This window comes from Lysobacter claricitrinus (assembly GCF_045866565.1).
GTDB classification, from domain to species: Bacteria; Pseudomonadota; Gammaproteobacteria; order Xanthomonadales; family Xanthomonadaceae; genus Cognatilysobacter; species Cognatilysobacter claricitrinus.
In genome coordinates, this window is record NZ_BAAFZV010000002.1 from 1,251,487 (window position 1) to 1,277,143 (window position 25,657).

The 25,657-nt window shown below is 67.2% G+C and carries 22 protein-coding genes and 1 pseudogene; 11 read left to right on the plus strand and 12 right to left on the minus strand.

The features are described 5' to 3' along the window. Positions 1 to 5: 5 nt before the first annotated feature. Genes ACKTTN_RS10645 through ACKTTN_RS10655 form a run of 3 tightly spaced genes read right to left on the minus strand, consistent with a single transcriptional unit; the run spans position 6 to position 2,940 of the window. Positions 6 to 878 (minus strand): MBL fold metallo-hydrolase, encoded by an 873-nt coding sequence (locus tag ACKTTN_RS10645; RefSeq protein WP_407909810.1) that lies wholly within the window; start codon positions 876 to 878, stop codon positions 6 to 8. Continuing rightward, positions 875 to 1,894, minus strand: a complete 1,020-nt coding sequence (locus ACKTTN_RS10650; protein WP_407909811.1) for an NAD-dependent epimerase/dehydratase family protein — start codon at positions 1,892 to 1,894, stop codon at positions 875 to 877. Before ACKTTN_RS10650 ends, ACKTTN_RS10645 begins: the two co-directional genes overlap by 4 nt. Next, a complete protein-coding gene (locus ACKTTN_RS10655) occupies positions 1,894 to 2,940 on the minus strand; it encodes a 3-oxoacyl-[acyl-carrier-protein] synthase III C-terminal domain-containing protein (RefSeq protein ID WP_407909812.1) in 1,047 nt (348 codons plus the stop codon). Before ACKTTN_RS10655 ends, ACKTTN_RS10650 begins: the two co-directional genes overlap by 1 nt. Positions 2,941 to 3,000: 60 nt before the next feature. Between ACKTTN_RS10655 and ACKTTN_RS10660 the strand changes: the two genes are divergently transcribed. From ACKTTN_RS10660 to ACKTTN_RS10705, 10 genes and pseudogenes are all read left to right on the plus strand, one after another. Next, positions 3,001 to 3,693 carry a phosphatase PAP2 family protein gene (locus tag ACKTTN_RS10660; RefSeq protein WP_407909813.1) on the plus strand — a complete coding sequence of 231 codons (693 nt, stop codon included), beginning with the start codon at positions 3,001 to 3,003 and terminating at the stop codon, positions 3,691 to 3,693. A gap of 208 nt (positions 3,694 to 3,901) precedes the next feature. Beyond that, a complete protein-coding gene (locus ACKTTN_RS10665; RefSeq protein ID WP_407909814.1) occupies positions 3,902 to 4,885 on the plus strand; it encodes a PhoH family protein in 984 nt (327 codons plus the stop codon). Between the two features lie 10 nt (positions 4,886 to 4,895). Beyond that, positions 4,896 to 5,153: pseudogene (locus ACKTTN_RS10670) on the plus strand (DUF1905 domain-containing protein); the annotation flags it as partial. Continuing rightward, positions 5,151 to 5,645 carry an rRNA maturation RNase YbeY gene (gene ybeY / locus ACKTTN_RS10675; RefSeq protein WP_407910070.1) on the plus strand — a complete coding sequence of 165 codons (495 nt, stop codon included), beginning with the start codon at positions 5,151 to 5,153 and terminating at the stop codon, positions 5,643 to 5,645. The pseudogene ACKTTN_RS10670 and the gene ybeY, both read left to right, overlap by 3 nt. A 110-nt stretch (positions 5,646 to 5,755) precedes the next feature. Further along, the gene (locus ACKTTN_RS10680) at positions 5,756 to 6,622 is read left to right on the plus strand and encodes an HlyC/CorC family transporter (RefSeq protein ID WP_407909815.1); all 867 of its coding nucleotides are present in this window, start codon (positions 5,756 to 5,758) and stop codon (positions 6,620 to 6,622) included. Next, positions 6,609 to 7,820, plus strand: coding sequence for a lipoprotein N-acyltransferase Lnb domain-containing protein (locus ACKTTN_RS10685; protein WP_407909816.1), 1,212 nt, complete (start codon positions 6,609 to 6,611; stop codon positions 7,818 to 7,820). The genes ACKTTN_RS10680 and ACKTTN_RS10685 overlap by 14 nt, the downstream gene beginning before the upstream one ends. Next, positions 7,817 to 8,809, plus strand: a complete 993-nt coding sequence (corA, locus tag ACKTTN_RS10690) for a magnesium/cobalt transporter CorA (RefSeq protein WP_407909817.1) — start codon at positions 7,817 to 7,819, stop codon at positions 8,807 to 8,809. Before ACKTTN_RS10685 ends, corA begins: the two co-directional genes overlap by 4 nt. 99 nt (positions 8,810 to 8,908) lie before the next feature. After that, complete coding sequence (locus tag ACKTTN_RS10695; RefSeq protein ID WP_407909818.1) at positions 8,909 to 10,954, plus strand: carbon starvation CstA family protein; 2,046 nt, start codon at positions 8,909 to 8,911, stop codon at positions 10,952 to 10,954. Continuing rightward, positions 10,938 to 11,156: a YbdD/YjiX family protein gene (locus ACKTTN_RS10700; protein ID WP_407909819.1), complete on the plus strand. Its 219-nt coding sequence runs from the start codon at positions 10,938 to 10,940 to the stop codon at positions 11,154 to 11,156. Before ACKTTN_RS10695 ends, ACKTTN_RS10700 begins: the two co-directional genes overlap by 17 nt. Continuing rightward, positions 11,147 to 11,587, plus strand: coding sequence for a DUF4431 domain-containing protein (locus ACKTTN_RS10705; protein WP_407909820.1), 441 nt, complete (start codon positions 11,147 to 11,149; stop codon positions 11,585 to 11,587). The genes ACKTTN_RS10700 and ACKTTN_RS10705 overlap by 10 nt, the downstream gene beginning before the upstream one ends. A 4-nt stretch (positions 11,588 to 11,591) precedes the next feature. Here the strand turns inward: ACKTTN_RS10705 and ACKTTN_RS10710 are convergent, their stop codons facing one another. The 3 genes from ACKTTN_RS10710 to ACKTTN_RS10720 form a co-directional block, all read right to left on the minus strand. Further along, positions 11,592 to 12,536, minus strand: coding sequence for an NAD(P)H-hydrate dehydratase (locus ACKTTN_RS10710; RefSeq protein ID WP_407909821.1), 945 nt, complete (start codon positions 12,534 to 12,536; stop codon positions 11,592 to 11,594). After that, entirely contained in the window at positions 12,533 to 13,297 is a 765-nt protein-coding gene (locus ACKTTN_RS10715) for a histidine phosphatase family protein (RefSeq protein WP_407909822.1), read from the minus strand. Before ACKTTN_RS10715 ends, ACKTTN_RS10710 begins: the two co-directional genes overlap by 4 nt. 108 nt (positions 13,298 to 13,405) lie before the next feature. Next, entirely contained in the window at positions 13,406 to 15,469 is a 2,064-nt protein-coding gene (locus ACKTTN_RS10720) for a S9 family peptidase (protein ID WP_407909823.1), read from the minus strand. Between the two features lie 268 nt (positions 15,470 to 15,737). Between ACKTTN_RS10720 and ACKTTN_RS10725 the strand changes: the two genes are divergently transcribed. Beyond that, entirely contained in the window at positions 15,738 to 17,561 is a 1,824-nt protein-coding gene (locus ACKTTN_RS10725) for a peptide MFS transporter (protein ID WP_407909824.1), read from the plus strand. Positions 17,562 to 17,651: 90 nt separating this feature from the next. On the opposite strand, the gene ACKTTN_RS10730 is transcribed toward ACKTTN_RS10725, so the two are convergent. From ACKTTN_RS10730 to rfbB, 6 genes are all read right to left on the minus strand, one after another. Continuing rightward, positions 17,652 to 19,634: an alpha/beta hydrolase family protein gene (locus tag ACKTTN_RS10730; RefSeq protein ID WP_407909825.1), complete on the minus strand. Its 1,983-nt coding sequence runs from the start codon at positions 19,632 to 19,634 to the stop codon at positions 17,652 to 17,654. 499 nt (positions 19,635 to 20,133) lie between these two features. After that, positions 20,134 to 22,125: an alpha/beta hydrolase family protein gene (locus ACKTTN_RS10735; RefSeq protein ID WP_407909826.1), complete on the minus strand. Its 1,992-nt coding sequence runs from the start codon at positions 22,123 to 22,125 to the stop codon at positions 20,134 to 20,136. A gap of 97 nt (positions 22,126 to 22,222) precedes the next feature. Next, entirely contained in the window at positions 22,223 to 23,131 is a 909-nt protein-coding gene (gene rfbD / locus ACKTTN_RS10740) for a dTDP-4-dehydrorhamnose reductase (RefSeq protein WP_407909827.1), read from the minus strand. Beyond that, positions 23,128 to 23,682 carry a dTDP-4-dehydrorhamnose 3,5-epimerase gene (rfbC, locus tag ACKTTN_RS10745; RefSeq protein WP_407909828.1) on the minus strand — a complete coding sequence of 185 codons (555 nt, stop codon included), beginning with the start codon at positions 23,680 to 23,682 and terminating at the stop codon, positions 23,128 to 23,130. Before rfbC ends, rfbD begins: the two co-directional genes overlap by 4 nt. Next, a complete protein-coding gene (gene rfbA / locus ACKTTN_RS10750) occupies positions 23,679 to 24,572 on the minus strand; it encodes a glucose-1-phosphate thymidylyltransferase RfbA (RefSeq protein ID WP_407909829.1) in 894 nt (297 codons plus the stop codon). The genes rfbC and rfbA overlap by 4 nt, the downstream gene beginning before the upstream one ends. Further along, complete coding sequence (gene rfbB / locus ACKTTN_RS10755) at positions 24,569 to 25,621, minus strand: dTDP-glucose 4,6-dehydratase (RefSeq protein WP_407909830.1); 1,053 nt, start codon at positions 25,619 to 25,621, stop codon at positions 24,569 to 24,571. Before rfbB ends, rfbA begins: the two co-directional genes overlap by 4 nt. Between the last annotated feature and the right edge of the window lie 36 nt (positions 25,622 to 25,657).

Genomic DNA, 25,657 nt, shown 5'->3' on the forward strand with positions numbered 1-25,657 from the left:
CGACGTTACTGAGACGCGCGCATCGCCGCGTCGGGGAAGCGCTCCGACCATCGCTCCAGCGTGCGGGCGCAGTGCGAAGCAATGATCCACGCGGCGGGCTGTTCGTCGCGGAAACGACGCAGTCGCGAAAGCGTGGTGGCGTAGTCCATCGAATGGTGCGTCGCCAAGCGGCGCGCCAGCCACGACAGCGGTGACGAGGTGTCGAGCTGCGCGTGCTGCCAGAACGCGTCGGCGACGAGCAGCACGCGCGTTCCCTCGTGATGTGTCGCCAGGCCGATCTGGCCGCGCGCATGGCCGGGCAGATCGACGAGCGCGATGCTGCCGTCGTCGAACAGGTCGACACCAGTTCCGAGCGACGCGAGGTCACCGTCGAGCGCGGCGAACCGGCCCGCGTCGACGAGCTGCAAGCGTGACTCGAAATCGTCCGGCAGAAGCTCGCGCCAGACCTGCGCGTGCAGGCGCGCGAGCGGGCCGGCCTGCATGGTCGCCCATGCGTCCGCGTGCGCGACGAAACGCGCCGAGGGAAACGCGCGCAGGCCGCCGATGTGGTCGGGATGGAAATGGCTGATGACGATCCAGCGCACGTCGTCCGGCGCGATGCCGCGTCGTGCGAGCAACGTCGCGGCATCGCCCTCGGCCGGGCAGCAGACGCCCAGCACGTTCCGGTAGACGCGACGCAGGCCACGCTGCATCGCGGTGCGCGCGGGCTCGCCGTAGCCGCAGTCGAACAGCACGGGGCCATGTCGCGGGTGTTCGACCAGCGCCCAGCCAGCGGGAAACGCATGGCGTCCCGCGCGTCGCTCGGGCAACGCAGCCAGGCGCGGATCGACATGGCTGTGCCCGGAGACGCCGAGCAGGACGCGCGTTTCGGCGCTCATGCGCGTGGTTCCGCGGACAGCGCGTCGAACGTGCGGGCGAGCCCTTCGTCGATACCGATGCGCGCCGCATAACCGAGCTCGTCGCGGGCGCGCGAAATGTCGAGCGTCATGTCGACGCTGAGCAGTTCCACGCCGTAGCGCAGCAATTTCGGTTCGCGATGCGGCATCGATGCGCGATGCACGAACTCGAGCGCGGCGGCGATGGCGCGCAACGCGGTAGCCGAAACGTGGCGGCGCGGTGCGGGTGCGCCGATGGCGACAGCCAGCCGATCAATCACATCCCAGATGCGCACCGGCTCGCCGTTGCTGATGTTGTAGGCGCGGCTGTCCAGCGTCGGGGACGCATCCAGCGCCAGCAGCACGGCGTCGACGGCGTTGTCGATGTAGGTGAGGTCCACCACGCAGCGGCCGTCGCCGATGCGCGGCAGGCGACGGCGTCGCAATGCGTCCGCAATGCGCGGCAGCAGCGATGTATCGCCGGGACCGAAGATCGCGCGCGGCCGGAGGATGAGCACCGACACATCACTGTCGCGCGTCAGCTCGCGCACGCGTTGCTCGGCCACCAGCTTCGTCGCGGCGTAGTCGTTCACTGCGCGCGCGGGCAGCGCGTCGTCCTCGCGGATGCGGTGGTGCGGGCGACCGTCGTGATAGATGCCGGGCGTGGAGATGTGGACGAGCCGTCGCACGCCGTTGTCGACGCAACTGCGGGCGACGTTCGCGGTCGCGTCGACATTCGCGGCGACGAACGCTGCGCGCGGACCCCATGGGCTCGACAGCGCGGCGGCATGGACAACGGCGTCCGCACCTTCGAGCGCGTGTCGGACTGCGCTCGCATCGCACAGGTCCGTCGGCACGAAATCGATGCCGTCGCGGGCGAGCAGCGCGCCGCGCGCTTGATCGCGCCCGAGCGCGCGTACGCGCACATCCGGCCGCGCCTCGTGCAGGCGTCGCGCGACGGCGCCACCGAGGAAGCCGGTCGCGCCGGTGACGACGATGCGTTGTGCGCGCGCTGCCATCAGTACGTCAGCACGATGCCGGCCGCCGACAACCCCGCGCCGGTGCCGATCAACATGCCGCGATCGCCGCGGCGGATGCGACCGTCGTCGATACCGCGCGCGAGCGCCATCGGAATGGACGCGGCGATGCAGTTGCCCGTCTGTTCGAGAATGTCGATGACTGCGGCGTCGCCGAAACCCATCGCCGCCACGTATTCCATGCCTGCGCGACTGGTCTGGTGCGGCACGACCCAGCGCAGCGCGCGGCGTGCATCGCGGTCGAGACGCAGGCGTTCGAGCAGTTCGGGCGCGAGTCGCGCGGCGCGACGCAACGTCGCCCTGCCCTGCATCTGGAACAGCGCGTCGAGTGGATCGGCGTCGGGCGCGTTCGGGTGGCGATGCGTGCCGCAGCCGCGCACGGTCGTCAGTTCGTGGTCGGCGCCGTGCGTGATCCATTCGACGCGATGCACGCGCCCGGTGTCGTCGCCGACGCTGCGTTCGAGCACGCAGGCCGCGGCGCCGTCGCCGAACAGCGTGCAGGCTTCCGGCGCCGCGAAATCCAGCGCAACCGACGCGATCTCGCTGCTCACGATCAACGCGCGATCGATCCGTCCGCCATGGATGCGTTCGGCGGCCACTTCGAATGCTGCGAGAAAGCTCAGGCACGTGGCGTGGACGGAAAAACTCGGGATGCCCGAACGCCCGAGCCCCATGGCGTGCTGCAGCAACGGGCCGCCGTCGGGAATCGCGCGTTCCACCGAACCCGACGCGCCAAGAATCAGGTCGATCGACTGCGGGTCGACACCAGCCGCCTCACATGCACGCAGCGCGGCCTGCGCGCCCATCCAGCTCGCGCGCTCGTCCGGTGCGGACCAGTGACGCGCGGCGACGCCGCTGTTCTCCCGCGCCCAGCCCGACGGCAGCCCGACGCGCGCTTCGATCTCGGCACTCTCCACGCGACGTCGCGGCAGATAGGTTCCGGTGCCGGCGATGCGCACCCGCCAGTCGAGGTCGGTGGACGGCCGCTGCAATCCGGCGGCCGCGGGGTCGTGCAACGGCTGGCTCATGGTCGAGGCCGGTTGAAGTCGCGGCCAGTATGCGCGACCGGCTGCTGGCAGACTGGCCCGGTGACCGCCTTTTCCGCGCCTTCGTCGTTCATCAAGTTCAGCCGTCGTGCCGGCATCGTGGCGACCGCCGTGGCCGTGAACGGCGCCGTCTATCTCGCCATCAACAACCGGCAACCGCCGGACAGCGTGGTCGTGACACCGTCGACGCTCGATTCCGCGTTGGGCCTGCACGCATGGACGATCTGGCCGTACTGGCTCCTGCTGGCACTCGCGCCGGCGATGGCGCTTTCGATCCGCGATCGCCGGATCTTCGTCGCGACGATGCGTTCGTACGTCGTCGCGCTCGCACTCAACGTCGCGCTGTGGCTCGCGATTCCGACGCGACTGCCGCGCGCGGCGCTGCCGGATGGACTCGACGCCGCCACCGCCGCGGCATGGCGATTGCTGCTGGCGCTCGACGCACCCGGCAACTGCTTCCCCTCGGGCCACGTCACGCTGCCGATCGTCATCGCCGCCGGTTTCGCGACGCAGTACCCACGCCTCGCACCTTTCGCATGGTTCGCAATCGCCGCGCTTGTGCCCACGGTGATCACGACCGGCCAGCATGTCGCCATCGACATCCTCGGTGGCATTGCGACTGCGCTGATCGGCCTGGTGCTGACGCGTCATCCGTTCCTGCGTCGCGGGGGCGTCGACGCCGCATTGCTCGCGAATCAACGCAACGCGACCGACGCGCGGCCACAGGCGCCGTAAACATGGCGTTGCCGTCGGCGTGGCGAAACGCGCGGCGTCCCGGTCATGCCCCTCGTCCCACCACAACTCCCACAACGCGCCGGCCGACCACGGGGCTGCGACAATGCGCGGCACCACTACCGGTGCACCTCCGCCGACCCACGCAGAATCACGCGCCGCTGCGGGCGACCGGTGCATCGTCCGCCCGACTCCACGAGCCCTCCCCCGCATGGCTGAGCTGATCCACCGCGACTTCGTCCTCGACCCGCCGGACCCCGAGCGCCTGGCGAATCTTTCCGGCCCGTTCGACGCGCACCTGCGCCTCGTCGAACTGCGGCTCGGCGTGCAGGTCGCCAACCGCGGCAACGTGTTCCGCGTGACCGGCACGCCGGCCGCCGCCCAGCAGGCCGACCGCCTGATCCACGAGCTGTGGGACGACACCGCCAGCGAGACGCTGAGCGAGCATGCAATCCACCTGCGCCTGTCCGACGCCGGCATGCAGCAACGCATGGCGGACGACATCGAGCCGCAGGAAGTGGTGATCCGCGTCAAGCGCGGCACGCTGCGCGCACGCGGCGAAAACCAGGCGCGTTACCTGCATGCGATCGCCACGCACGACATCAACTTCGGCATCGGCCCTGCCGGTACCGGCAAGACGTTCCTTGCGGTGGCGAGCGCGGTGGAAGCGCTGAACTCGTCGCGCGTGCAGCGCATCATCCTCGTGCGACCCGCGGTGGAAGCCGGCGAGAAACTCGGCTTCCTGCCGGGCGATCTCACCCAGAAGGTCGATCCCTACCTGCGCCCCCTGTACGACGCGCTATACGAGATGCTCGGCGTCGAGAAGGTCGCGAAGCTGCTGGAACGCAATGTCATCGAGATCGCGCCACTGGCCTACATGCGCGGCCGCACGCTGAACGACGCCTACGTGATCCTCGACGAAGCGCAGAACACCACCGTCGAGCAGATGAAGATGTTCCTGACGCGCATCGGTTTCGGCAGCACCGCGGTGGTGACGGGCGACATGACCCAGATCGACCTGCCGAAATCGCAGAAGTCCGGGCTGAAGGATGCGATCGAGGTGCTGCGCGGCGTCGACGGCATCAGCTTCACCTTCTTCGAATCGCGCGACGTGGTGCGGCATCCGCTGGTCGCCAAGATCGTCAATGCGTACGACGCGCGGGATGCGGCGGACACCGCCACCGGGCGGTCGTAAGCTCGCACTTATGACCTCGAAGACAACCCAGCGCTTCCGCGCGTGCGTGCAGGCCGGTCACAAGGAACACGCGGTCGCCGTGCCCTTCGATCCAGCGGCGCGGTTCGGCCCCGCGGTCGCGTTGTGGCCGGGCCGTCGCGGCCAGCGCGTGCGGGCCACGGTGGCCGGCGAAGCATTCGACACCGCCATCGTCGCCCGCCGCGGCCAGCACTGGCTGCTGCTCGACGACGCGCTACGCGAGCGCCACGGCTGGAAGGCGGACGACATGCTCGAGGTGTCGGTCGACGCGCCACCGGCTGCCGCGCCGGTCGATGTCCACGTGAGCTACGCGACGGCGCGCAAGGGCGTGCCGTCGTCCGCCAGCTTCGTGAAGTGGGCGTCAGCCGCGCTGGAAGGGCGCGATGCACCGGCATCGATCGCGATCCGCATCGTCGCGCCGGACGAAGGCCGCGAACTCAACCGCACTTACCGCGGCAAGGATTACGCGACCAACGTGCTGAGCTTCCCGGCCGAGCGGCCGGAAGGCCTGCCGGATGACGTCGAACTGCCGGATCTTGGCGACCTGGTGATCTGCGCCGACGTGGTGGCCCGCGAGGCCGCGGAACAGGGCAAGCGTCCGGTCGACCACTACGCGCACCTGACGGTTCACGGCGTGCTGCACCTGCTGGGCTGGGACCATGTCGAGGACGACCAGGCCGAGGCCATGGAGTCGCGCGAAAGCACGATCCTCGCCGGCCTCGGCATCGCCGACCCGTACTGACCGACGACCGGCCGTTGAAACCGCCGCTTGCCCGCCCCATCTCCACGGGCCCGGCGCACCGACCGGCTAGACTGGCGCCGCCGCCCCGAGCGGCGTACCGACGCGAAGACATGTCCGAGGACGACAGTAGTACCCACCACCACGAACGCGGCACCGACCGCCGCTCCTGGTTCGAACGGATCAGCTCCGTTCTGTCCGGCGAGCCCTCCACCCGCGAGGATCTCGTCGAACTGCTGCGCGACGCGCAGAACGATGGCCTGATCGAGGCCGACACGCTGCGCATGATGGAAGGCGCGATCGCGGTGTCGGACATGACCGTCGGCGACGTGATGATTCCGCGCTCGCAGATGGTTTCGCTGCCGGCGGACACCCGTTTCCTCGACCTGATGCGGATGGTCGTCGAGTCCGGGCATTCGCGTTTTCCCGTGCACGGCGAAGACCGCGACGAAGTGCTGGGCGTGCTGCTCGCCAAGGACCTGCTGCGCGGCGTGGTCGCCGACCACGGCCCTGCCACCATCCACGAGCTGCTGCGCCCGGCGCTGCTGATTCCCGAATCCAAGCGCCTCGACCTGCTGCTGCGCGAGTTCCGCCATTCGCGCAACCACATGGCGATCGTGATCGACGAGCACGGCGGCGTCGCCGGCCTGATCACCATCGAGGACGTGCTGGAGCAGATCGTCGGCGAGATCGACGACGAGCATGACGAAGCGGTGGATCCGAACGCCCTCATCGCCGCGCAGACCGACGGCCAGTTCGTCGTCGACGCGCTGACGCCCATCTGCGACTTCAACGAACGCTTCGGCGCCGACTTCGACGAAGACGAATACGACACCATCGGCGGGCTGGTCACCGCGGCGATCGGCCATCTGCCGGAAGCCGGCGAAGAGCTGTCGCTGGGCCGCTTCGTGTTCCGCGTCGCCGGCGCCGACGCACGCCGCGTGCACGCCTTCCACGTGGGCGTGCATGGCGAGGCCTGATCGCCGCGCCGACGGCTTGATCCGCGCGCTATTCGTCCTGCTGATGCTGCTGGTGCCGTTCGCGGCGCCCGCCGCACCACGCATCGGCATCGCGACGATGCAGCCCGGTGAAGTCTTCTGGGAGCGCTTCGGCCACGACGCGATCGTGGTCGTCGACCCGGCGACCGGCGCGTCGACCTCGTACAACTTCGGCTTCTTCGACCCGTCCGAGCCCGGCTTTGTCGGCAATTTCGTGCACGGCAAGATGCGCTACCAGTTGGCCGCCCTGCCCTTCGAGCAGGACATGCTGATGTACCGCGACGAAGGCCGCGGCGTCGCCATCCAGTGGCTGCACCTGACCGATGCGCAGGCCACGCAGCTGGCCGACGCGCTGGCGACGAATGCGCGTCCCGAGAACGCCGTCTACGACTACGACTATTTCCGCGACAACTGCGCCACGCGCGTTCGCGACGCGATCGACCGCGTGCTGGGCGGCGAACTGCACCGTCAGCTGTCGGGCCGCTCGCACGGCACGACGTATCGCAGCGAAGCGGTGCGGCTGGCGTCGCCGGCGACGTGGATGTGGCTGGGCTTCGACGTCGGCCTTGGGCCGCGTTCGGATCGCCCGCTGTCGCTGTGGGAGGAGGCCTTCGTGCCGATGCGGCTGGCCGCGTCGCTGCGCGAGGTCGAGATCGACGGGCATCCGCTGGTGGAAGGCGACACACCGGTGCTGCCGCATCGCATCGCACCGGAGCCGACGGACGCGCCGCGCGCGACGTGGCCATGGCTCGCGATCGGGCTGGTGGTCGGCGTGCTGCTGGGCACCGCGGGCGCGCATCGGCCGCGGCCGGTCGCGGCGTTCGCGTTCGCGTTCTGGCTGCTCGCGGGAATCGTCGGCGCGCTGATGCTGTTCCTGTGGCTGGACACCGTGCACGAGTTCGCCTGGGCCAACCGCAACCTGCTGCTGCTCAATCCGCTCGCGTGGCTGGGCCTGCCGGGCGCCTGGCGCGTGCTGCGGGGGCGTGGTTCGGGCGCACTGATGCAGCGCATGCTGCCGGTGCTCGCCGGGCTTGCCTTGATCGCCATGTTCTCGCTGTGGCTGGAATCGGGTCCGCAGGACAACGTGCGCTGGATCGCGCTGCTGCTGCCGATCCACCTCGGCCTGTGGGCCGGCCTTCGCACCACGCGGCACCCGCCGGCCGCTAGCATCGGCGCATGATCGAGCCCGCCTACGCCCGGTGCGTCATCAATTGCGCCGCCTACTCGCGCGACGGCGAGCGGCGCGACATCGGCATCGAACAGATCAGCGACGTGCTGGGCGTCGATGACGGCAGCTGGGTGTGGGTCGGCCTGTACGAACCGGGCGCCAGCGTGCTGGAGAAGCTGCAGGAAGAATTCGGCCTGCATCCGCTCGCGGTCGAGGACGCGCAGAACGCGCACCAGCGCCCGAAGTTCGAAACCTACGGCGATTCGATGTTCATCGCCGTGCACACCGCGCAGACCACCGACGGCGCCATCCGCTTCGGCGAGACGCACATCTTCGTCGGCCCGCGCTACATCGTCACGGTGCGCCACGGCGCATCGAGCAGCTACGCGCCGGCACGCGCGCGCATGGAGCGCGAACGCGCGCTGCTGGTCCACGGCCCGGGCGCGGCGCTGTACGCGGTGCTGGACCTGATCGTCGACAACTTCATGCCGATCGTCGACGAATACGGCCGGCTTCTGGGCGAGCTCGAGAAAGACATCTTCGCCGAGGATTTCCGCAAGGAAACCGTGCAGCGCCTGTACTGGCTCAAGCGCGACCTCACCGAGCTGCGCATGGCGGCCGAGCCGCTACAGGACATCGTCAACCACCTGACCCGCGCGCCCGGCGGGCTGATCGACGACGCCGTACAGCCCTACCTGCGCGACGTGCTCGATCACGCCATCCGCATCCAGTCGTCCACCGAAACGCTGCGCGAGATGCTGACCGCGGCGGTCGGCGTGAACCTGTCGCTGGTGACGGCGCAGCAGGGCGAGATCGTGAAGCGGCTCGGTGCGTGGGCGTCGCTGCTGGCGGCGCCGACGCTGGTGGCGAGCTGGTACGGCATGAATTTCCAGTACATGCCGGAGCTGCACGGTCGCTGGAGCTACTACATCCTCATCGCCTTCATGGCGCTGGTCACGCTCGGCCTGTACTGGAAGTTCAAGAAGGCGCGCTGGCTGTAGCCGCCACGCCGCGCGCCATTCGCGCTACGGATTACCGCATCGCACATTGACCCGCGCCGCCGCGCGCGAGACGCTCGCCGCCTCACGGGAGGGTGTGCGATGCGGGGACTGGCGGGACTTTTCTGGGCGGCGCTCGGCGTGCTGGCGGTGGCGGCGCTGTCGGTACTCGCCCTGCATCGCGGCGAGACCGTGAGCGCGATGTGGCTGGTCGCGGCATCGGCCAGCACCTTCTTCATCGCATACCGGTTCTATGCGCGATATGTCGCGCGCGCGGTCGGCGTGGATCCGTCGCGCCTCACGCCGGCACACCGTCGCAACGACGGCCTCGATTACGTGCCGACCGAACGCAGCGTGTTGTTCGGCCACCACTTCGCGGCGATCGCGGGCGCGGGTCCGCTGGTCGGCCCCGTCCTTGCCGCGCAGATGGGCTACCTGCCCGGCACGCTGTGGATCCTGTTCGGCGTGGTGTTCGCGGGCGCGGTGCAGGACATGCTGGTGCTCTTCTTTTCGACGCGTCGCGACGGCCGGTCGCTCGGCGAGATGATCCGCAGCGAGATGGGCAACGCGGCGGGCGCGATCGCGATGCTCGGCATCGCCGCGATCATGCTGATCCTGCTCGCGGTGCTCGCGCTGGTCGTGGTCAAGGCGCTCGCGCAGAGCCCGTGGGGCACGTTCACCGTCGCGATGACCATCCCGATCGCGTTGCTGATGGGCGTCTACCTGCGCTGGGTGCGGCCCGGTCGCATCCTCGAGGTGTCGATCATCGGCCTCGTGCTGTTGCTCGCGTCCATCGCGATCGGCGGACACGTCGCCGCGGACCCGCAATGGAGCGCGCTGTTCCGGCTGCAGGGCACGACGCTCGCGTGGCTGCTGATCGGCTACGGCTTCATCGCGTCGGTACTGCCGGTGTGGCTGCTGCTCGCGCCGCGCGACTACCTGTCGACGTTCCTCAAGATCGGCACGATCGTTGGCCTCGCACTCGCTATCCTCATCGCCATGCCCGGCCTGCGCATGCCCGCGATGACGCAGTTCGTCGACGGTACCGGTCCGGTGTTCGCCGGCACCCTGTTCCCGTTCCTGTTCATCACGATCGCCTGCGGTTCGGTGTCCGGTTTCCATGCGCTGATCAGCTCGGGCACGACGCCGAAAATGCTCGGCAACGAGCGCGACATTCCGCTGATCGGCTACGGCGCGATGCTGATGGAAGCCTTCGTCGCGGTGATGGCGCTGGTCGCTGCCTGCGTGTTGCAACCCGGCCTGTATTTCGCGATGAACGCGCCCGCCGCGGCGCTCGGTACGACGCTCGATTCCGCGTCCGCCGCGATCAACGGTTGGGGGTTCGCGATTACGCCCGACGCGCTCGCCGCGGCGGCGAAATCCATCGGCGAGGAAACGGTGCTGTCGCGCACGGGCGGCGCGCCCACGCTGGCGGTCGGCATGGCGCAGATCCTTGCGCAACTCGGCGGTGGCGAACGCATGATGGCGTTCTGGTACCACTACGCGATCCTGTTCGAAGCGCTCTTCATCCTGACGACGATCGACGCCGGCACGCGCGTCGCACGCTTCATGTTCCAGGAGATCGCCGGGCTCGCCTACGCGCCGCTGCGCAAGACCGATAGCTGGGCCGGCAACCTGCTGTGCACGGCGCTCGCCGTCAGCGGTTGGGGCTGGTTCCTGTACCAGGGCGTGGTCGATCCGCTAGGCGGCATCAACACGCTGTGGCCGCTGTTCGGCATCGCCAACCAGATGCTCGCCGGCATCGCGCTGGTGTTCTGCTGCGTGGTGCTGGTGCGCATGAAGCGCGAGCGCCACCTGTGGATCCCCGGCATCGCGACGCTGTGGCTGCTGGTGTGCACACTCACGGCCGGCGCGGAGAAGCTGCTGCATCCGGACCCGAAGATCGGTTTCCTCGCTGCGGCGCACAAGTTCTCCGACGCGGCGGCGCGCGGCGAAATCATCGCGCCGGCGAAATCACTCGCCGACATGCAGCGCGTCGCGTTCAACAACATGCTCGACGCCGGCCTCTGCGTGCTGTTCGTCGGCGTGCTGCTTGCGACGACGTTCTTCGGCGTGCGCGCGATGCTGGCCGCGCGTCGGGAAACGCATCCGAGTGCGCGGGAGACGGACTATGTCGCGGTCGGCTGATACCTCGCGGCGTTCGCCGCTGTCGCGCACGTGGGGACGCCTCGTCCACGCGGCGCGCCTCGCGGTCGGCATTCCCGACTACGGCGCGTACCTCGAACACATGCGGCGATCGCATCCGGCCACCGCGCCGATGGATGAAACCGCGTTCTTCCGCGACCGCCTGCAGGCGCGTTACGGGCGCGGTCGATCGCGATGCTGCTGATGAGGGCAGTCGCGCTGGTGCTGGCGCTTGCTCCGCTCGCCGCGCGGGCCGGTTGCCTGCGGTACGAACCCGACGTGGTCACACTGTCGGGCACGTTGCTGACGCGCACGTTCTACGGCCCGCCGAACTTCGGCGAAGACCCGGCGACCGATTCCAAGGAACGGCAGGTGCTGCTTCGCCTCGACGCCCCGATCTGCACGATCACCTCCGCGGACCGTGAGGACGTCGCCGAAGCCGACCAGCGCGACGTCACGCTGGTTCAGACGGACCTCGACCTACGTCCTTACATCGGCAAGCACGTCCGCGTCCAAGGCACGCTCTTCCACGCGATCACCGCGCACCACCACACGTCCGTGCTGATCGAAACGCGAACGCTGCCAACGCTGACAGCCGGACCGTCATCGAAGACGAAGCATCACGCAAGCAAGTAACGGCTCAGCGCTTCGCCTTGCGGCGCGACGGTTGCACGGCGCTCGACTGCATCACCCCGGGAATCGCATCGAGCAGTTCGCGTGCGAGGAACCCCAGTGGCCCGCCCTGTTCGCGCGCCAGCGCGTCGCCGGCGGCGGCGTGCAGGTAGACGCCCCACGCGGTCGCGCGAAACGGGTCCGCGCCGCGTGCGGCAAGCCCGCCGATGATCCCCGACAGCGTGTCGCCGGAACCCGACGTCGCCAGGCCGACGTTGCCGTAGCGGTTCGATACGACCGCACCGGTGCGACCCGCGACCAGCGCCGGACCGTCGATGACGTAGCTCGTCGCGCCTTTCATCACGCAGACAGCGCTGAACCGCCGTGCCATCTCGATGCCGAGTTCGAGCGGACGCGCTTCGACCTCGCCGCGGGCGCAACCAAGCAGGCGCGCCGCCTCGCCTGCATGCGGCGTAAGGATGCGCAGCGCACGGCCGCGGGCGACCGTTTCGGCGTCGCGTTCGAACGCGCGAAGGGCTGCGGCGTCGACTACCACCGGTACTTCGTGGACCGCGGCGAGCCAAGCGGCGAACATGCGCGCCGTGGCGTCGGATTCGAGCAGGCCGGGGCCGACGACGATCGCGTCGGCGTGTTCGGACATCGCATCGATCTGCGCGCGCGCAGCGGTGGCGAGAGCGCCGGCTTTCGTTTCCGGCAACGCGACGACGCGTGCTTCCGGCACTGCGGCCGCAACCAGCGGTGCGGCGCTCGCACATGTCGCCACCTGCAATTTGCCGGCGCCCGCACGCAGCGCCGCGACCGCCGACAACAGCGCCGCACCCGGCATCTCGCCCGCGCCCGCAATGACAAGAATGCGACCGCGCGCATCCTTGTCGCCTTCGTGCGACGGCTCCGGCAGCGGATGCCGCTTCAACCATGCAGGCGAGATGGCGGTGACGCGCGGCGACTTCACTTCGGGCCTGCCGGAACGTCCGGTTCAGTCGTTACCGGCGCGCCCGCCGCCACCAGCGGCGCGACGAAGTTGTAGCGCTCCAGCACCAGCTTGCCGGACTTGCCGCGCGCGGGATCGAACTCGTAGCCGGTGATCGCGCAGTTCGCGACGTCCTTCTGCCGGTCGATCTCCAGCACCTGTGCTTCCGTCATGCGCTCGAGTAGGTAGCGGAAGCAGAGCACCGTCACCTGGTGCGCGACGATCAGCACGCGGTCGCAGCGGTATTCGCGGGTGATCGTGTCGACGACGCTGCGCAGGCGCAGGATCACGTCGCACCAGCTCTCGCCGCCGGGCGGCCGGTGATAGAACTTGCCGATCATGTCGAGCGCTTGCGCCTGCTCGGGGTAGCGGTCGCGCACGCCGAGCCGCGTAAGTCCGTCGAAAATGCCGAACTCGCGCTCGCGCAGGCGCTCGTCCATGCGGATTCGATCGCAGTCGATGTCGCATTGCTCGAGCACGCGGGTCAGCGTCTGCCGTGCACGCACGTACGGCGAGCACAGGAAGACATCCGGACGCTCACTCTCGGGCAGCGCGGCGAACCAACGGCCCAGCGCGTCCGCCTGGCGTTCGCCGAGCGCCGACAGCGGAACATCCGCGTCACGCGTACCGAAGTCGTAGGTGAGCGCGTCGGTCGCACGCGCGCGGTCGCGGGCGACGTTACCCGCCGATTCGCCATGCCGCACGATCCACAGGCGGTCGGGCCACTTCTGCGATTCGTTCATGCGCGTCAGACTGCGCGACGCGGCGGCTACGGGCCGTCAACGCGCGGGAGCAATGAAAACGCCCGGCACCTTGCGATGCCGGGCGTCGTCGTTACCGGAGTGCGGTGATTACTGGCCGATGTGCTGACGCAGCCAGTCGTTGACCGTCTCGTGCCACTTCACGCTGTTCTGCGGCTTGAGCACCCAGTGGTTCTCATCGGGGAAGTACAGGAACTTCGACTCGATGCCCTTGCGCTGCAGCGCCGTGAATGCCGCGATGCCCTGCTCGACCGGGATGCGGAAGTCCTGCTGGCTGTGCACGACCAGCATCGGCACGCGCCAGTTCTTCACGTAATTGACCGGGTTGAACTTCTCGTAGGCCTGCGGGTTTTCCCACGGCGTGCCGCCGTTCTCCCACTCGCTGAACCAGAGTTCCTCGGTGCTGTACCCCATCATGCGCGCGTCGAACACGCCGTCGTGGTCGACCAGGCACTTCCACGGCTGGTTCCAGTTACCGGCCATCCAATAGACCATGTAGCCGCCGTAGCTCGCACCGAGCGCGCAGGCCTTGTTGCCGTCGAGGAAGCCGTACTGCTTCTGCGCCGCGGCCCAGCCCTTCTGCAGGTCTTCCAGCGGGCGATCGCCCCAGTGCTGGCTGATCGCATCGGTGAATGCCTGGCCGTAGCCGGTCGAGCCGTGGAAGTCGATCATCACCACCGCGTAGCCCTGCCCCGCGTACGTCTGCGGGTTCCAGCGATAGCTCCAGCCGTTGCCGAAGCTGCCCTGCGGGCCGCCGTGCACGAGGAATGCAACGGGATACGTCTTGCCTTCCTGGTAGTTCCACGGCTTCACGACGTAGCCGTGCACCGTGTCGTTGTTCCAGCCCTTGAAACTGAACTGCTCGTAGTCGCCGAAGCGCACGTCGCCGAGCATCTCACCCGCGCTCTGCGACAGCGCGCGCACACCCTTGCCATTGAGGCCACCGGCGAAGAGCTGGTCACCCGACTTCAGCGAGTTGCGCGAGAACGCGAGCACGCCGTTCTCGACGTCGAACGCCGACACCGTGCCCTCGCCGACCAGCTTGGTAACGCCACCCGACGCGATGTCGACCGCCCACAGCGGGTGCTCGCCCATGTCTTCGGCGGTGGTGTAGATCGTCTTGCCGTCGCTCGACAGCGTGATGCCGTCGGCCGAGCGATCCCACTTCGGATCGATCTCGTGCGTGGCGCCGGTTGCGAGGTCCATCGCCATCAGCGCGAAACGGTCGGCCTCGAAACCCGGGCGCTTCATCGCGCGGTAGTACAGCGTCTTGCCGTCGGCACCGAAGGTGCCGCCGGTGTCCCACGCCTTGTTGTCGGCGGTGAGGTTGCGCGTTTCGCCGACGCCATCGGCCGATGCGAGGTAGAGGTCGAAGTTGGTCGACCACGGCTCCTGCGCATCGGCATTGCGCGCGCTGAAGACCAGCGACTGGCCGTCCGGCGACCAGCCGAACTCGCTCGCATCACCGAACGGACGCGACGGCACGTCGCCGACGATGTTGCCGCTCACCAGCTTCGCGCTGTCGACCGTCTTGCCCGCGGCGGGCAGGTCGGCGACGAACAGGCGATTGAGCTTGCCCTCGTTCCACGCATCCCAGTGCCGGATGAACAGGCGGTCGAACTCGACGCCGGTGGTCTTCGGCGTATCGGTCTTCGGTGCGTGCTTGGCCGTGCATGCGAGGTCGGCGGCGCAGTCGGGGAAGGTCTCCATCGACACCGCCACGCGATCGCCCTTCGGCGACAGCGCGAACGCGTTGACGTCGAGGGCGAGCGCGGTGACCTGCACCGGCGTGCCGCCGCCGACCGGCACGTAATAGAGCTGCGACGAGCCGCCCTTCGAACTCAGGAAGTAGACGCGCTTGCCGTCGGCTGAGACATCCGGCGAGTTCACGTTCCAGCCTTCCGGCGTCAGGCGATGGCGCGACTTCGCGGCGCCGTCCGTGCCCTGCGACCACAGCGCGGTCGACGACTTATTAGCGTCGAAGTCGACGACGCGGCGCGCGTAGACCAGCGTCTTGCCGTCGGGGGTGAGCGCGGGCGACGAGAAGCGATCGAGCGTGGCGAGTTCCTTCGGCTGCAGGCCGTGCGGCGCGGCGCTCGCGGCAAGGGGCAGCGCGGCGGCGACCAACAGGGGCAGCAAGGCGGGACGGGGCATCGGAACTCCACGATCGGGGCAAGGGCGCCGATGGTAGGGGCACGGCCGGTGGTGGCAAAGCGAACGCGAGGCGCGGCTGCACCGTTCGGTCGCGTATCGGTGAGCGATGTCCGCGCGACCGTGCGGGCGGGCGCGGTGCGGCGTTCCGTCTTCGTGCAGTGCAGCACGCAGCTGCGGCGCGGGCGGTCACTGAACGACGCGGTCGCCCCGCCGGCGTGCGCGCAGCCCGTAGCTATACTCGGGCACCTTTTGCACGCCGGAGTGGTGCGTGACGCAAGCCTCGAATGCCGCCGCGATCGTCGCGGATCCCCGTCGCGACCTGTTCGGCCATCCAAAGGGCGTCTACGTCTGCTTCTTCACCGAAATGTGGGAGCGCTTCTCGTTCTACGGAATGAAGGCGCTGCTCCTGCTGTTCCTGCTCAAGCACCACCTGTTCAAGGACGCCGCCGGCTACGACGTGCTGGGCGCGTACGGCGGCCTCGTCTACTGCATTCCGGTGTTCGGCGGCATGCTTGCCGACCGCTACCTCGGCACGCGCAAGGCGGTGATCTTCGGCGGCATCCTGCTGGTGCTCGGCCACATGGGCATGACCATCGAAGGCCACGACGCGCATGTGCTGTCCGGCGAAGTGGTGCGCGACGAATCGGCACTGCGCGCGTTCTACCTCTCGCTCGCGTTGATCATCATGGGTGTCGGCTTCCTCAAGCCCAACATCTCGACCATCGTCGGCCGCCTGTACGCGGAAGACGACCCGCGTCGCGATTCGGGCTTCTCGCTGTTCTATGCGGGCATTAACCTCGGTGCGCTGTTCGCGTCGATCGTCTGCGGCTACCTCGGGCAGACGCTGGGCTGGAAGTACGGCTTCGGTGCCGCCGGCATCGGCATGGCGCTGGGCCTCGGGCAGTTCCTTTGGGGCCAGAAATACCTCGAAGGCCACGCCGAACCGCCACAGCCGTCGCTGCTGCGCGAACGCGTGTTCGGGCTGCCGCGCGAGCTTGCGATCTATCTTGGCGCGATTCTGGGGCTCGTTCCGGTGGCGGGTCTGATGTACGCGGTCGCCAATGGCGTGTTCCGCCTGCCCGGCGGCATTTCGCTGGCGCTCGGCCTGATGATCCTGGTGATGGTCGGCGTGCTGGCGTGGTTCTTCTGGTTCACCGCGACGCGCTGTACGCCCGTTCAGCGCCAGCAGATGTACGCGCTCATCCTGCTGATCGCGATGTGCCTTGTGTTCTTCACCCTGTACGAGCAGACATACGGGTCGTGGGTCACGTTCACCGACCGCATGCTCACCAAGGACATCGTGCCCTCGCTGGTACAGCAGCTGCCAGACGTGCAAGCCGCCGGGGCGCCCGCGGTGACGTTCGCGCAGTTCATGCATTCCGCGCCGTGGTCGATCGTGTCGCTGCTGCTGGCGCCGCTGGCGTTCGTCGCGTCGGCGTCGCTGTCGGACCGCAACCCGCAGTCATCCGCGCCGAAGATGCTGTTCGGCCTCGCGGTCGTCGCGATGCTGGTGTTCCTGGTTCGTGATGCGTTGGTGCTGCCGCAGACCGCCGGCTCGCTGACCTACCTCGGTGCGATGTTCATCGTGCTGCTCGCACCGACGTTCGGCGCGATCTGGGCGTATCTGGGGCGCCGTGGGCTCGACCCGTCCAAGCCCACCAAGTCCGCGCTCGGCCTGCTGTTCGGCGGCCTGAGCTTCATCCCGCTCGCATGGGCTGCGCAGCACGCCGGCGCAACCGGCGCGATGGCCAGCGTGTGGTGGCTGGTGATCGCCTACTTCGTGCTCGAAGTCGGCGAGATGTGCCTTGCACCGGTTGGCCTGTCCGCGGTCACGCAGCTGTCGGTGCGCAGCGTTGTCAGCCTGATGATGGGCACGTGGTTCCTCGCGACCGCGTTCTCCGAAACGCTCGCCGCGCTGTTCGGCAAGCTGGCGTCGCTCGACATCCCGGAAGGGGCAACCATCAACATGGCCGAAGCCGGCGCGAAGTACGCGCACCTGTTCTGGTTGATGATGTGGATCGGCGTGGGCTGCGCCGTCGTCGCATTCGCCATGTCGCCGCTGCTGCGGAAGTGGATGCACGGCGTGCGGTGATGCATCGTCGATGCGGATGCAAAACGAGAAGGGCGCCCAAGGGCGCCCTTCCTGTTACTGCAGCTCCGACTGCGCTTCCCATTGCGATCATTACTTCGCGTTGGAAGCGCTACCCGCCGACGTCGTCGCCACTTCGCCACCGATGTTCTTGGCAAGGAACGCCAGCAGCTTCGTATAGAACTCGCGACGATGTTCTTCGGTGTAGAAGCCGTGCCCCTCGGTCGACACATACAACGTTTCGACCGGAACGCCGGCGCTGATCAGCGAACGTTCCATCATCTTGGTGTGGGCGATGGGTGCCGTCTCATCCTCACCGCCGGCTGCAAGGAAGACCGGCACCTTGATTCGGTCACCCAAGCGTGAGGGCGACACGGCGGCGATGTCCTCGCGCGGCCCGACCCAGTCTGCGAGGAAATTCTTGGTGTATGCACTCTTGTGGCCTTCGCCATCGGTGTACAGCGCCGGCAGGTCGTACACACCGACGTAGCCGGCCGCGCAGCGGTAGAGGTCGGGCTCCTTCGCCGCGCCCATCAGCGCCGCGTAGCCCCCGTAGCTCGCGCCGTAGATGCAGATGCGCTTGGCGTCGGCGTGTCCCTGGGCGATCGCCCACCGCGTCGCGTCGGTCAGATCGTCCTGCATCGACTTGCCCCACTGTTTGCGGCCTGCTTCCTGGAAGTCGCGGCCATAACCTGACGACCCGCGGTAGTTGACCTGGAATACGGCGTACCCGGCAGCCGCGAGCATCTGGACATCCTTGTCGAACGTCCCGTCGTCCTGCACACCGAACGGTCCGCCGTGCGGGTAGACCACCATCGGCAAACGCCTGCCTTCACTCCCCTTCGGTCGCGTCAGAAAGCCGTGCACCTGCAGACCGTCGCGGGCTGCGAACACGACCGGCAGCGTCGGATTCATGCGATCGGGATCGAACCAGTCCCCGTTGCTGAGCAGGTAATCGGCTTTGTTCCGGATGGTGTCGAAGAGATAGTAGTCGCCCGGGTTCTGGTCACTGCTGACGTAGACGAGCGCGGTGGCACCGTCTTTGGTCTCGGAGGTGACGAAAACGTCCTGGCCCGCGAATGCCTGCTCCAGACCGCGCTGCAACTTGTAGGCACGGCTGCCCGTATCGAAGAACTTCGACGTCAGGCGACCATTGCGGTAATACGCGCCGACCGGCACCGATGATCCGACCTCGACGATGACGTTTACCGGGTCGACGGAGTCGTCGGACAACAATTCGGTTACTCGGTCCGTCGCCGGGTTCCAGCTGACGATGCGGTTCGGGCCGTGCGCCGACTCCACCTCGAGATAGGCGATCTTGTTGTCCGCCGAGAAGCCGACGGGCCAACGATCCAGGCCTGTCTTGCCCTCATCGTTGACCAGGCGCCATTCGCTGTCATCGCCTTCACGGTAGTACAGCTTCCCCTCGCGATCGTACTCGGCGCCGTGCGCGAAGCGCACCACGCCGGCATTGTCCGTCGCGAATGACGACGAGCGCACTGGCGCGTTGGCCACGCGTATGCGCCGGCCCGAGTAGACATCCATCTCCTCGACGCGAGGAAACTCGGAGTCGAACGTGGAGACCTGGATCAGTACGTTCCTGTCGTCGTCCGGGAGATCGTCCAGAAGGTACGCGGCGACGTTCTGCGCCTGGTTGTGCGAGCCATTGCCGGCAAAGGCGCCGTTGGCAACTCCGTATCCAACCAGGACCTGCGCGGTCGCGCCTTCCTTTGCGCTGATCGCGTAAAGCTCGCCCGTTCCGGACGGCCGGTCCAGCGCGCCGAACTTTTCGCCGGCAGAGAAGATGACGCGTTCGGGATTCACCCAGTGGAACGCGCCTATGACGGTGTTCTCGCCCTTTCCGAATCGGCTCACCACCTTGTTGTCGGAGCGCCGAATGATGACGAGGATGGTCTGCTTCTCCAACGGCACGGTCGCCGCGAAGTAGTCGCCGTTCGGCGATATCTCGATGCTTTGGAACTTGTCCTTGCGGATGAACGGTTCGACGTCCACAGCGCCCGCTCTCGGCGCGGCAACGACGAGCGCTGCAAGCAGCACGGCCTTGAGATGCTTCATTGTTTTCCCCCTTGATTCGACGTCACCAGGACGCGAGTCCCGTCGCCCGCTTCCCGAGCGGGCGCAGCGCTATGTTCGCCAGTGCGGCGCCCACACTATCGCATGCGCGATGCGATCGCCTTCGCGCACGGGCTTCGCGATTCCCTGATGGCGACCATCGCCGCTGGCCGTCAATCCCGCGATCACGGAACGTGTTTTGGCAGACATCCGCGCCGATGGCTGCTGATCGGGGTTCGTGACCGGTATCCGATGTCGACCACGCAAAATGATCCAAGCGCTTGGGGCAAAACGTTTGACCCTGAGTTCGCGTGACCGATTGCGCCGAGCTGCCGATCACCCCCAATACGAAACGCAAATCTCGCTCGGCTGGGCCAGCGAACGGACGCGACGGAACCAGAATTCATCGCGTGCCGAATCCTGCATTCGTGCCTTGTGCCGGCTCAAAAAAATGGGCGCCCGAAGGCGCCCATCGTGTTCCTACTCGTCGACTCGCCCGCGCTTATTTCGCGGTTGCGCTGCTTCCGGTCGACGTGGTCGCCACCTCACCACCGATGTTCTTGGCGAGGAACGCCAGCAGCTTCGTATAGAACTCGCGCTGGTGCTCGAGCTTGTAGAAGCCGTGACCTTCGGTGTCGTAGTACAGCGTCTCCACGGGCACGCCCGCCTGGCGCAGCGCCTGCTCCATCATCTTGCTGTGCTGGATTGGCGCGCGCTCGTCTTCTCCGCCGGCAGCGAGGAAGACCGGGACCTTGATGCGGTTCGCCATGCGCGTCGGCGATACCGCGGCGACGGCGTTCCGGTCACCGACCCAGTCCGCCAAATAGTTCTTGCCATTGGCGCGCTCGTGGATATCGCCGTCGGTGTACATCGTCGGCAGGTCGTAGACGCCGGCGTAGCCGACCGCGCACTTGTACAGCGTCGGCTCCTTGGCGACGCCCATCAGCGACGCGTAGCCGCCGTAGCTGCCGCCGAACAGGCAGACGCGCGCACCGTCCGCATGCCCCTGCGCGATGGCCCAGCGGGTCGCGTCGGTGAGGTCGTCCTGCATCGTCCCGCCCCACTGCTTGCGGCCGGCCTCATGGAACGCCCTGCCGAACCCGCCGGAGCCGCGATAGTTGACCTGCAGCACCGCGTAGCCCGCGCTGGCCAGCAACTGCACCTGATGGTCGAAACCCCAGGTGTCCTGGATACCGAACGGGCCGCCATGCGGCAGCACGACCATCGGCAGGCGCTTGCCTTCGGCGCCGTTCGGCGTCGTCAGCAGGCCATGGATCGGCAGGCCGTCACGAGCGTTGAACGCGATCATCTTCGTCGGATTCATATGATCCGGGTCGAACCAGTCGCCGTTGCTCAGCAGGTAATTCGCCTTCTGCGTACGGGTGTCGAAAAGATAGTAGTCACCCGGATTACGGTCGCTGCCCACGAGCACGAGCGCGATGCTGCCGTCGTCCGTCTGCGACGTCACGAGCACGTCCTGGCCTTGGAACGCGGCTTCGAGATTCGCCTGCAGGGTCGCGCGACGGCTCGCCTTGTCGAAGAAGCGGGAAACCGCCGGGCCTTTGTCGAACATCGCGCCCACGGGGATGTCGGTGCCCACCTCATGAAGGATGCCTGCCGGGTCGACCGTGTCGTCCGCGAGCAGATCGTGCGATTCGCCGCTCGCAGCATCCCACTCGATGATGTGGTTCGGACCGCTTGCCTGCTCCGTTTCGAGGTAGGCCTTCTTGTTGTCCGCCGAGAAGCCTACCGGCCAACGATCGAGCCCGGTCTTGGCCTCGTCGTTGATCAGGCGCCAATCGCTGCCATCACCATCGCGGTAATAAAGCTTGTGCGAGTTGTCGAACTCCTCGCCGCGCGCGAAGCGGACGACGCCTGCATTGTCGGTGAGGAACTCCGCGTTGCGGACCGGCGACGTAGCGACGCGAAGCCGATGCCCGGAGTAAACGTCCATGCGTTCGACGTGCGGGAAGTCCGCGCCGAACGTGCCCACCTCGATGAGCACGGTCTTGTCGTCGCCGCGGAGGTCGTCGATGAGCTCCGCCCAGACCGATTCGACCTTCTTCGTCTGGATGTGGGAACCCGCGCCCGAACCGATGTTGGTCGCAACGCGCTGGCCGACCATCAGCTCACCGGTGCTGCCTTCCTTCGCGTCGAGGGCGTAGAGCTCGCCCGTACTCGCGGGTTGGTCGAGCGCACCGAATTTCTCGCCCATGGAGAACAACACGCGTTCCGGGTTCACCCAGTGGACGCTCTGGACGACGGTGTTTTCGCCCATGCCGAACTTGCTGAGCACCTTGTTGTCCGACCGGCGAATGATCGCCAGGATCGTCTGCTTCTCGAGCGGCACCGTCGCGGCGAAGTATTCGCCCTTGGGCGAAATCTTGATCTGCTCGAACTTGTCCTTGCGGATGAACGATTCAACATCGACTGCGCCCGCCCTGGGCACCGCAACGACCAGAGCCGCGAGCATCGCGGCCTTGAGATATTTCATTGTCTTCCCCTTTGATTCGGTGTCGGCACGACACGAGTCCCTTCGCCCGCTTCCCCAGCGGTCGCAACGCCCAGCCACCGGCGCCGCGGCGCCTAGCCTATCGCATCCCCGCCGCGGGATCTCTGAGCCGCGACAACTCGGCCACCAATCCATTCCGCCAATCGGGCGGGTCGATACCGAACGAACGCAGGCGGGCGGTGTCCAGAACGGAGTACGCGGGTCGTTGCGCCGGTGTCGGGTAGCCGCTTGTTGGAATTGGCACAACGCGCGGTGCACGGTCGAGAAGGCCGAGTCGCAACGACTCGTCGAAGATCGCATTCGCGAAGCCGCACCAAGTCGTCTGCCCGGCGGCGACGACGTTCACGATTCCAGACGCACGGGCGCCGTGCTGCACCAGCGCCGCGGTCGTTTCGGCGATCCATCGCGCCGGCGTCGGACAGCCGCGCTGATCGTCAACGATGCGTAGCTCCTCTCGATCGGCAGCGAGGCGCAGCATCGTGAGCAGGAAGTTCTGACCGTGCGTCGCGTAGACCCACGCTGTTCGAAGGATCAGGTGGTCCACGCCGGACGCAAGCACCGCTTCTTCGCCAGCGAGCTTGCTCATGCCGTACACGCCGAGCGGCCTGGTCGGCGCGCTCTCCGTATATGGAGCACGCGACGATCCGTCGAACACATAATCCGTAGAGAAATGGACAAAGCGCGCGCCGGACGCGCGACACGCCTCCGCCATCGCGCCTACCGCCTCGGCGTTGACGCGAAACGCGAGCTCCGGCTCCGACTCCGCGCGATCGACCGCGGTGTACGCGCTCGCGTTGATGACGATGTCGGCGCCGACCGAATCGATCGTGTGCCGAACGTCGGGCAGATTGGACACATCGAGTGGAAGGCACGTCACCGTGCCGTCGAACGCCCCCGAGCGGGTCGTCAGGACGAAATCGTCGCCCGCAAGCGCGGTAGCAAGTTCGCGCCCGACCTGTCCCGTCGCGCCAATGATCAGCAGCTTCATGCGAAGGTGGGCAACTGGTCCGGCGCGATGTCGGCGAACAACGGCGCCGCGGCGTCCTTCGGCGACAGCGACGGCGTAGATACGGGCCAGTCGATCGCGAGCGATGGATCATCCCAGCGGATCGAGGTGTCCGCGACCGGGTCGTACGTCGCGGTGCAGAGATACGAAAAGAGTGCGGTTTCGCTGGTCACGACAAAACCGTGCGCGAAGCCTTCCGGTATCCAGAAGTGCCGCTTGTTTTCCGCATTGAGCACGACCGCGGTCCAACGACCGAATGTCGGTGAACCGCGACGAATGTCGACCGCCACGTCCCAGACCTCGCCCTGCAGCACGGTGACGTACTTGCCCTGCGGGTTCCGCCACTGGTAATGCAAACCGCGCAGGACACCGCGCGTGGACTGCGAAACATTACCCTGCACGAAGCTCGGCGCGAGACCTTGCGGCGCCAGACGATCGAGGTTGAACGACTCGTAAAAAAAGCCACGCTCGTCGCCAAACACTTTCGGCTCAACGACCAGGCAGCCCGGTAGATCGGTTTCAATCACTTTCACGGCACGTGACCCCGATCGATCAAACCGAGCAGATAGGCGCCGTAGCCGTTCTTCCGTAGCGGCTGCGCGAGGCGAACCAGATCGTCGTTGCCGATCCAGCCGTTGCTCCACGCGATTTCTTCCGGACAACAGACGCGAAGCCCTTGCCGGGCTTCGATGGTTTCGATGTAGTTCGAGGCCTCGAGAAGCGAATGGTGCGTGCCGGTGTCCAGCCAGGCATACCCGCGTCCGAGCCGCTGGAGATGAAGCGAGCCTTCGTCGAGATAGACGCGATTGAGGTCGGTGATTTCGAGCTCGCCGCGCGCTGACGGCTTGAGCTTTGACGCGAATTGGCTTGCGCGTCCGTCGTAAAAATAGAGGCCTGTAACCGCGTAATTGGAACGCGGCTGCACCGGCTTTTCTTCGATGCCGACAACGCGACCATCGGCATCGAATTCGGCGACGCCGTAACGCTCGGGATCCCTCACCCAGTAACCGAACACGGTGGCCCCGTCGGCGCGTTCGTCGGCCTCGTGCAGCATCGCCGTCAGCCCCGGGCCGTGGAAAATGTTGTCACCGAGCACGAGGCAGCTCGGCGCGCCCGCGAGAAATTCCGCGCCGATCACGAACGCCTGCGCGAGACCATCGGGACTTGGCTGCGCTGCGTACTCGATCCGCATGCCCCACTGCGACCCATCGCCGAGCAGCGACCGGAACAACGCCTGCTCATGCGGCGTATTGATGACCAGCACGTCGCGAATACCCGCGAGCATCAGCACGCTCAGCGGGTAGTAGATCATCGGCTTGTCGTAGATCGGCAGGAGCTGCTTGCTGATCGCCTGGGTGATCGGATACAGCCGCGTGCCGGAACCGCCGGCGAGGATGATGCCCTTGCGACCGGTGGAGCTCATGCCTGGCCGATCCGTTCGAGGCGGTAGCTTCCGTCAAGGACACGATCAACCCACGGCTGGTGCTCCAGATACCAGTCGACGGTATTTTCGATGCCCTGTTCGAACGTCACGGTCGGCGACCAGCCGAGATCGCGCTCGATCTTCGAGGCGTCGATCGCGTAACGACGGTCATGTCCCGGACGATCGGTGACGAACATGATCAGCGACTCGCGGGCGCGGCCGTCCGCCAGCGGACGTTTCGCGTCGAGCAGGCGACAGATCGTGCGAACCACCTCGATGTTCTCGCGTTCGGCATTGCCGCCGACGTTGTAGGTCTCGCCCACCTGCCCCGAATCGAGCACGCGTCGGATGGCCGAGCAGTGGTCCCCGACGAACAGCCAGTCGCGAACGTTGCGACCATCGCCGTACACCGGAAGCGGTTCGCCGCGAAGCGCACGCGCGATGATGAGCGGAATGAGCTTTTCGGGGAACTGGAACGGCCCGTAGTTGTTCGAACAGTTCGTCGTCAGCACCGGCAGGCCGTAGGTGTGGTGGAACGCACGCACCAGGTGATCGGACGCCGCCTTCGACGCCGAATACGGCGAATTGGGCGCGTACGGCGTGGTCTCGGTGAACTTGCCGGTATCGCCCAGCGAGCCGTAGACCTCGTCCGTCGACACGTGCAGGAAGCGGAACGCGTCGCGCGCCGGCGCATCCAGCGACTTCCAGTAGTCCCGCACCTTCTCGAGCAGGCTCAACGTGCCGACCACATTGGTCTGGACGAACGCGGCCGGGCCGTCGATCGACCGATCGACGTGGCTCTCGGCCGCGAAATTGATCACGGCATCCGGACGATGCTCGGCGAGGAGGCGTTCGACGAGCCCGGCGTCACCGATGTCGCCATGCACGAACACGTGGCCGGCGGCGTCCGCGACGGACGACAAGGTGTCGAGGTTGCCGGCGTAGGTAAGCGCATCCAGGTTAATGACCCGCACGCCGCGCTGGACGGCGTCCAGCACGAAGTTGCCGCCGATGAAACCGGCGCCGCCGGTTACGAACCAAGTGGTCAAACCGGATTGCTCCTGGTGGGGCGAGGGCGTGTGCCG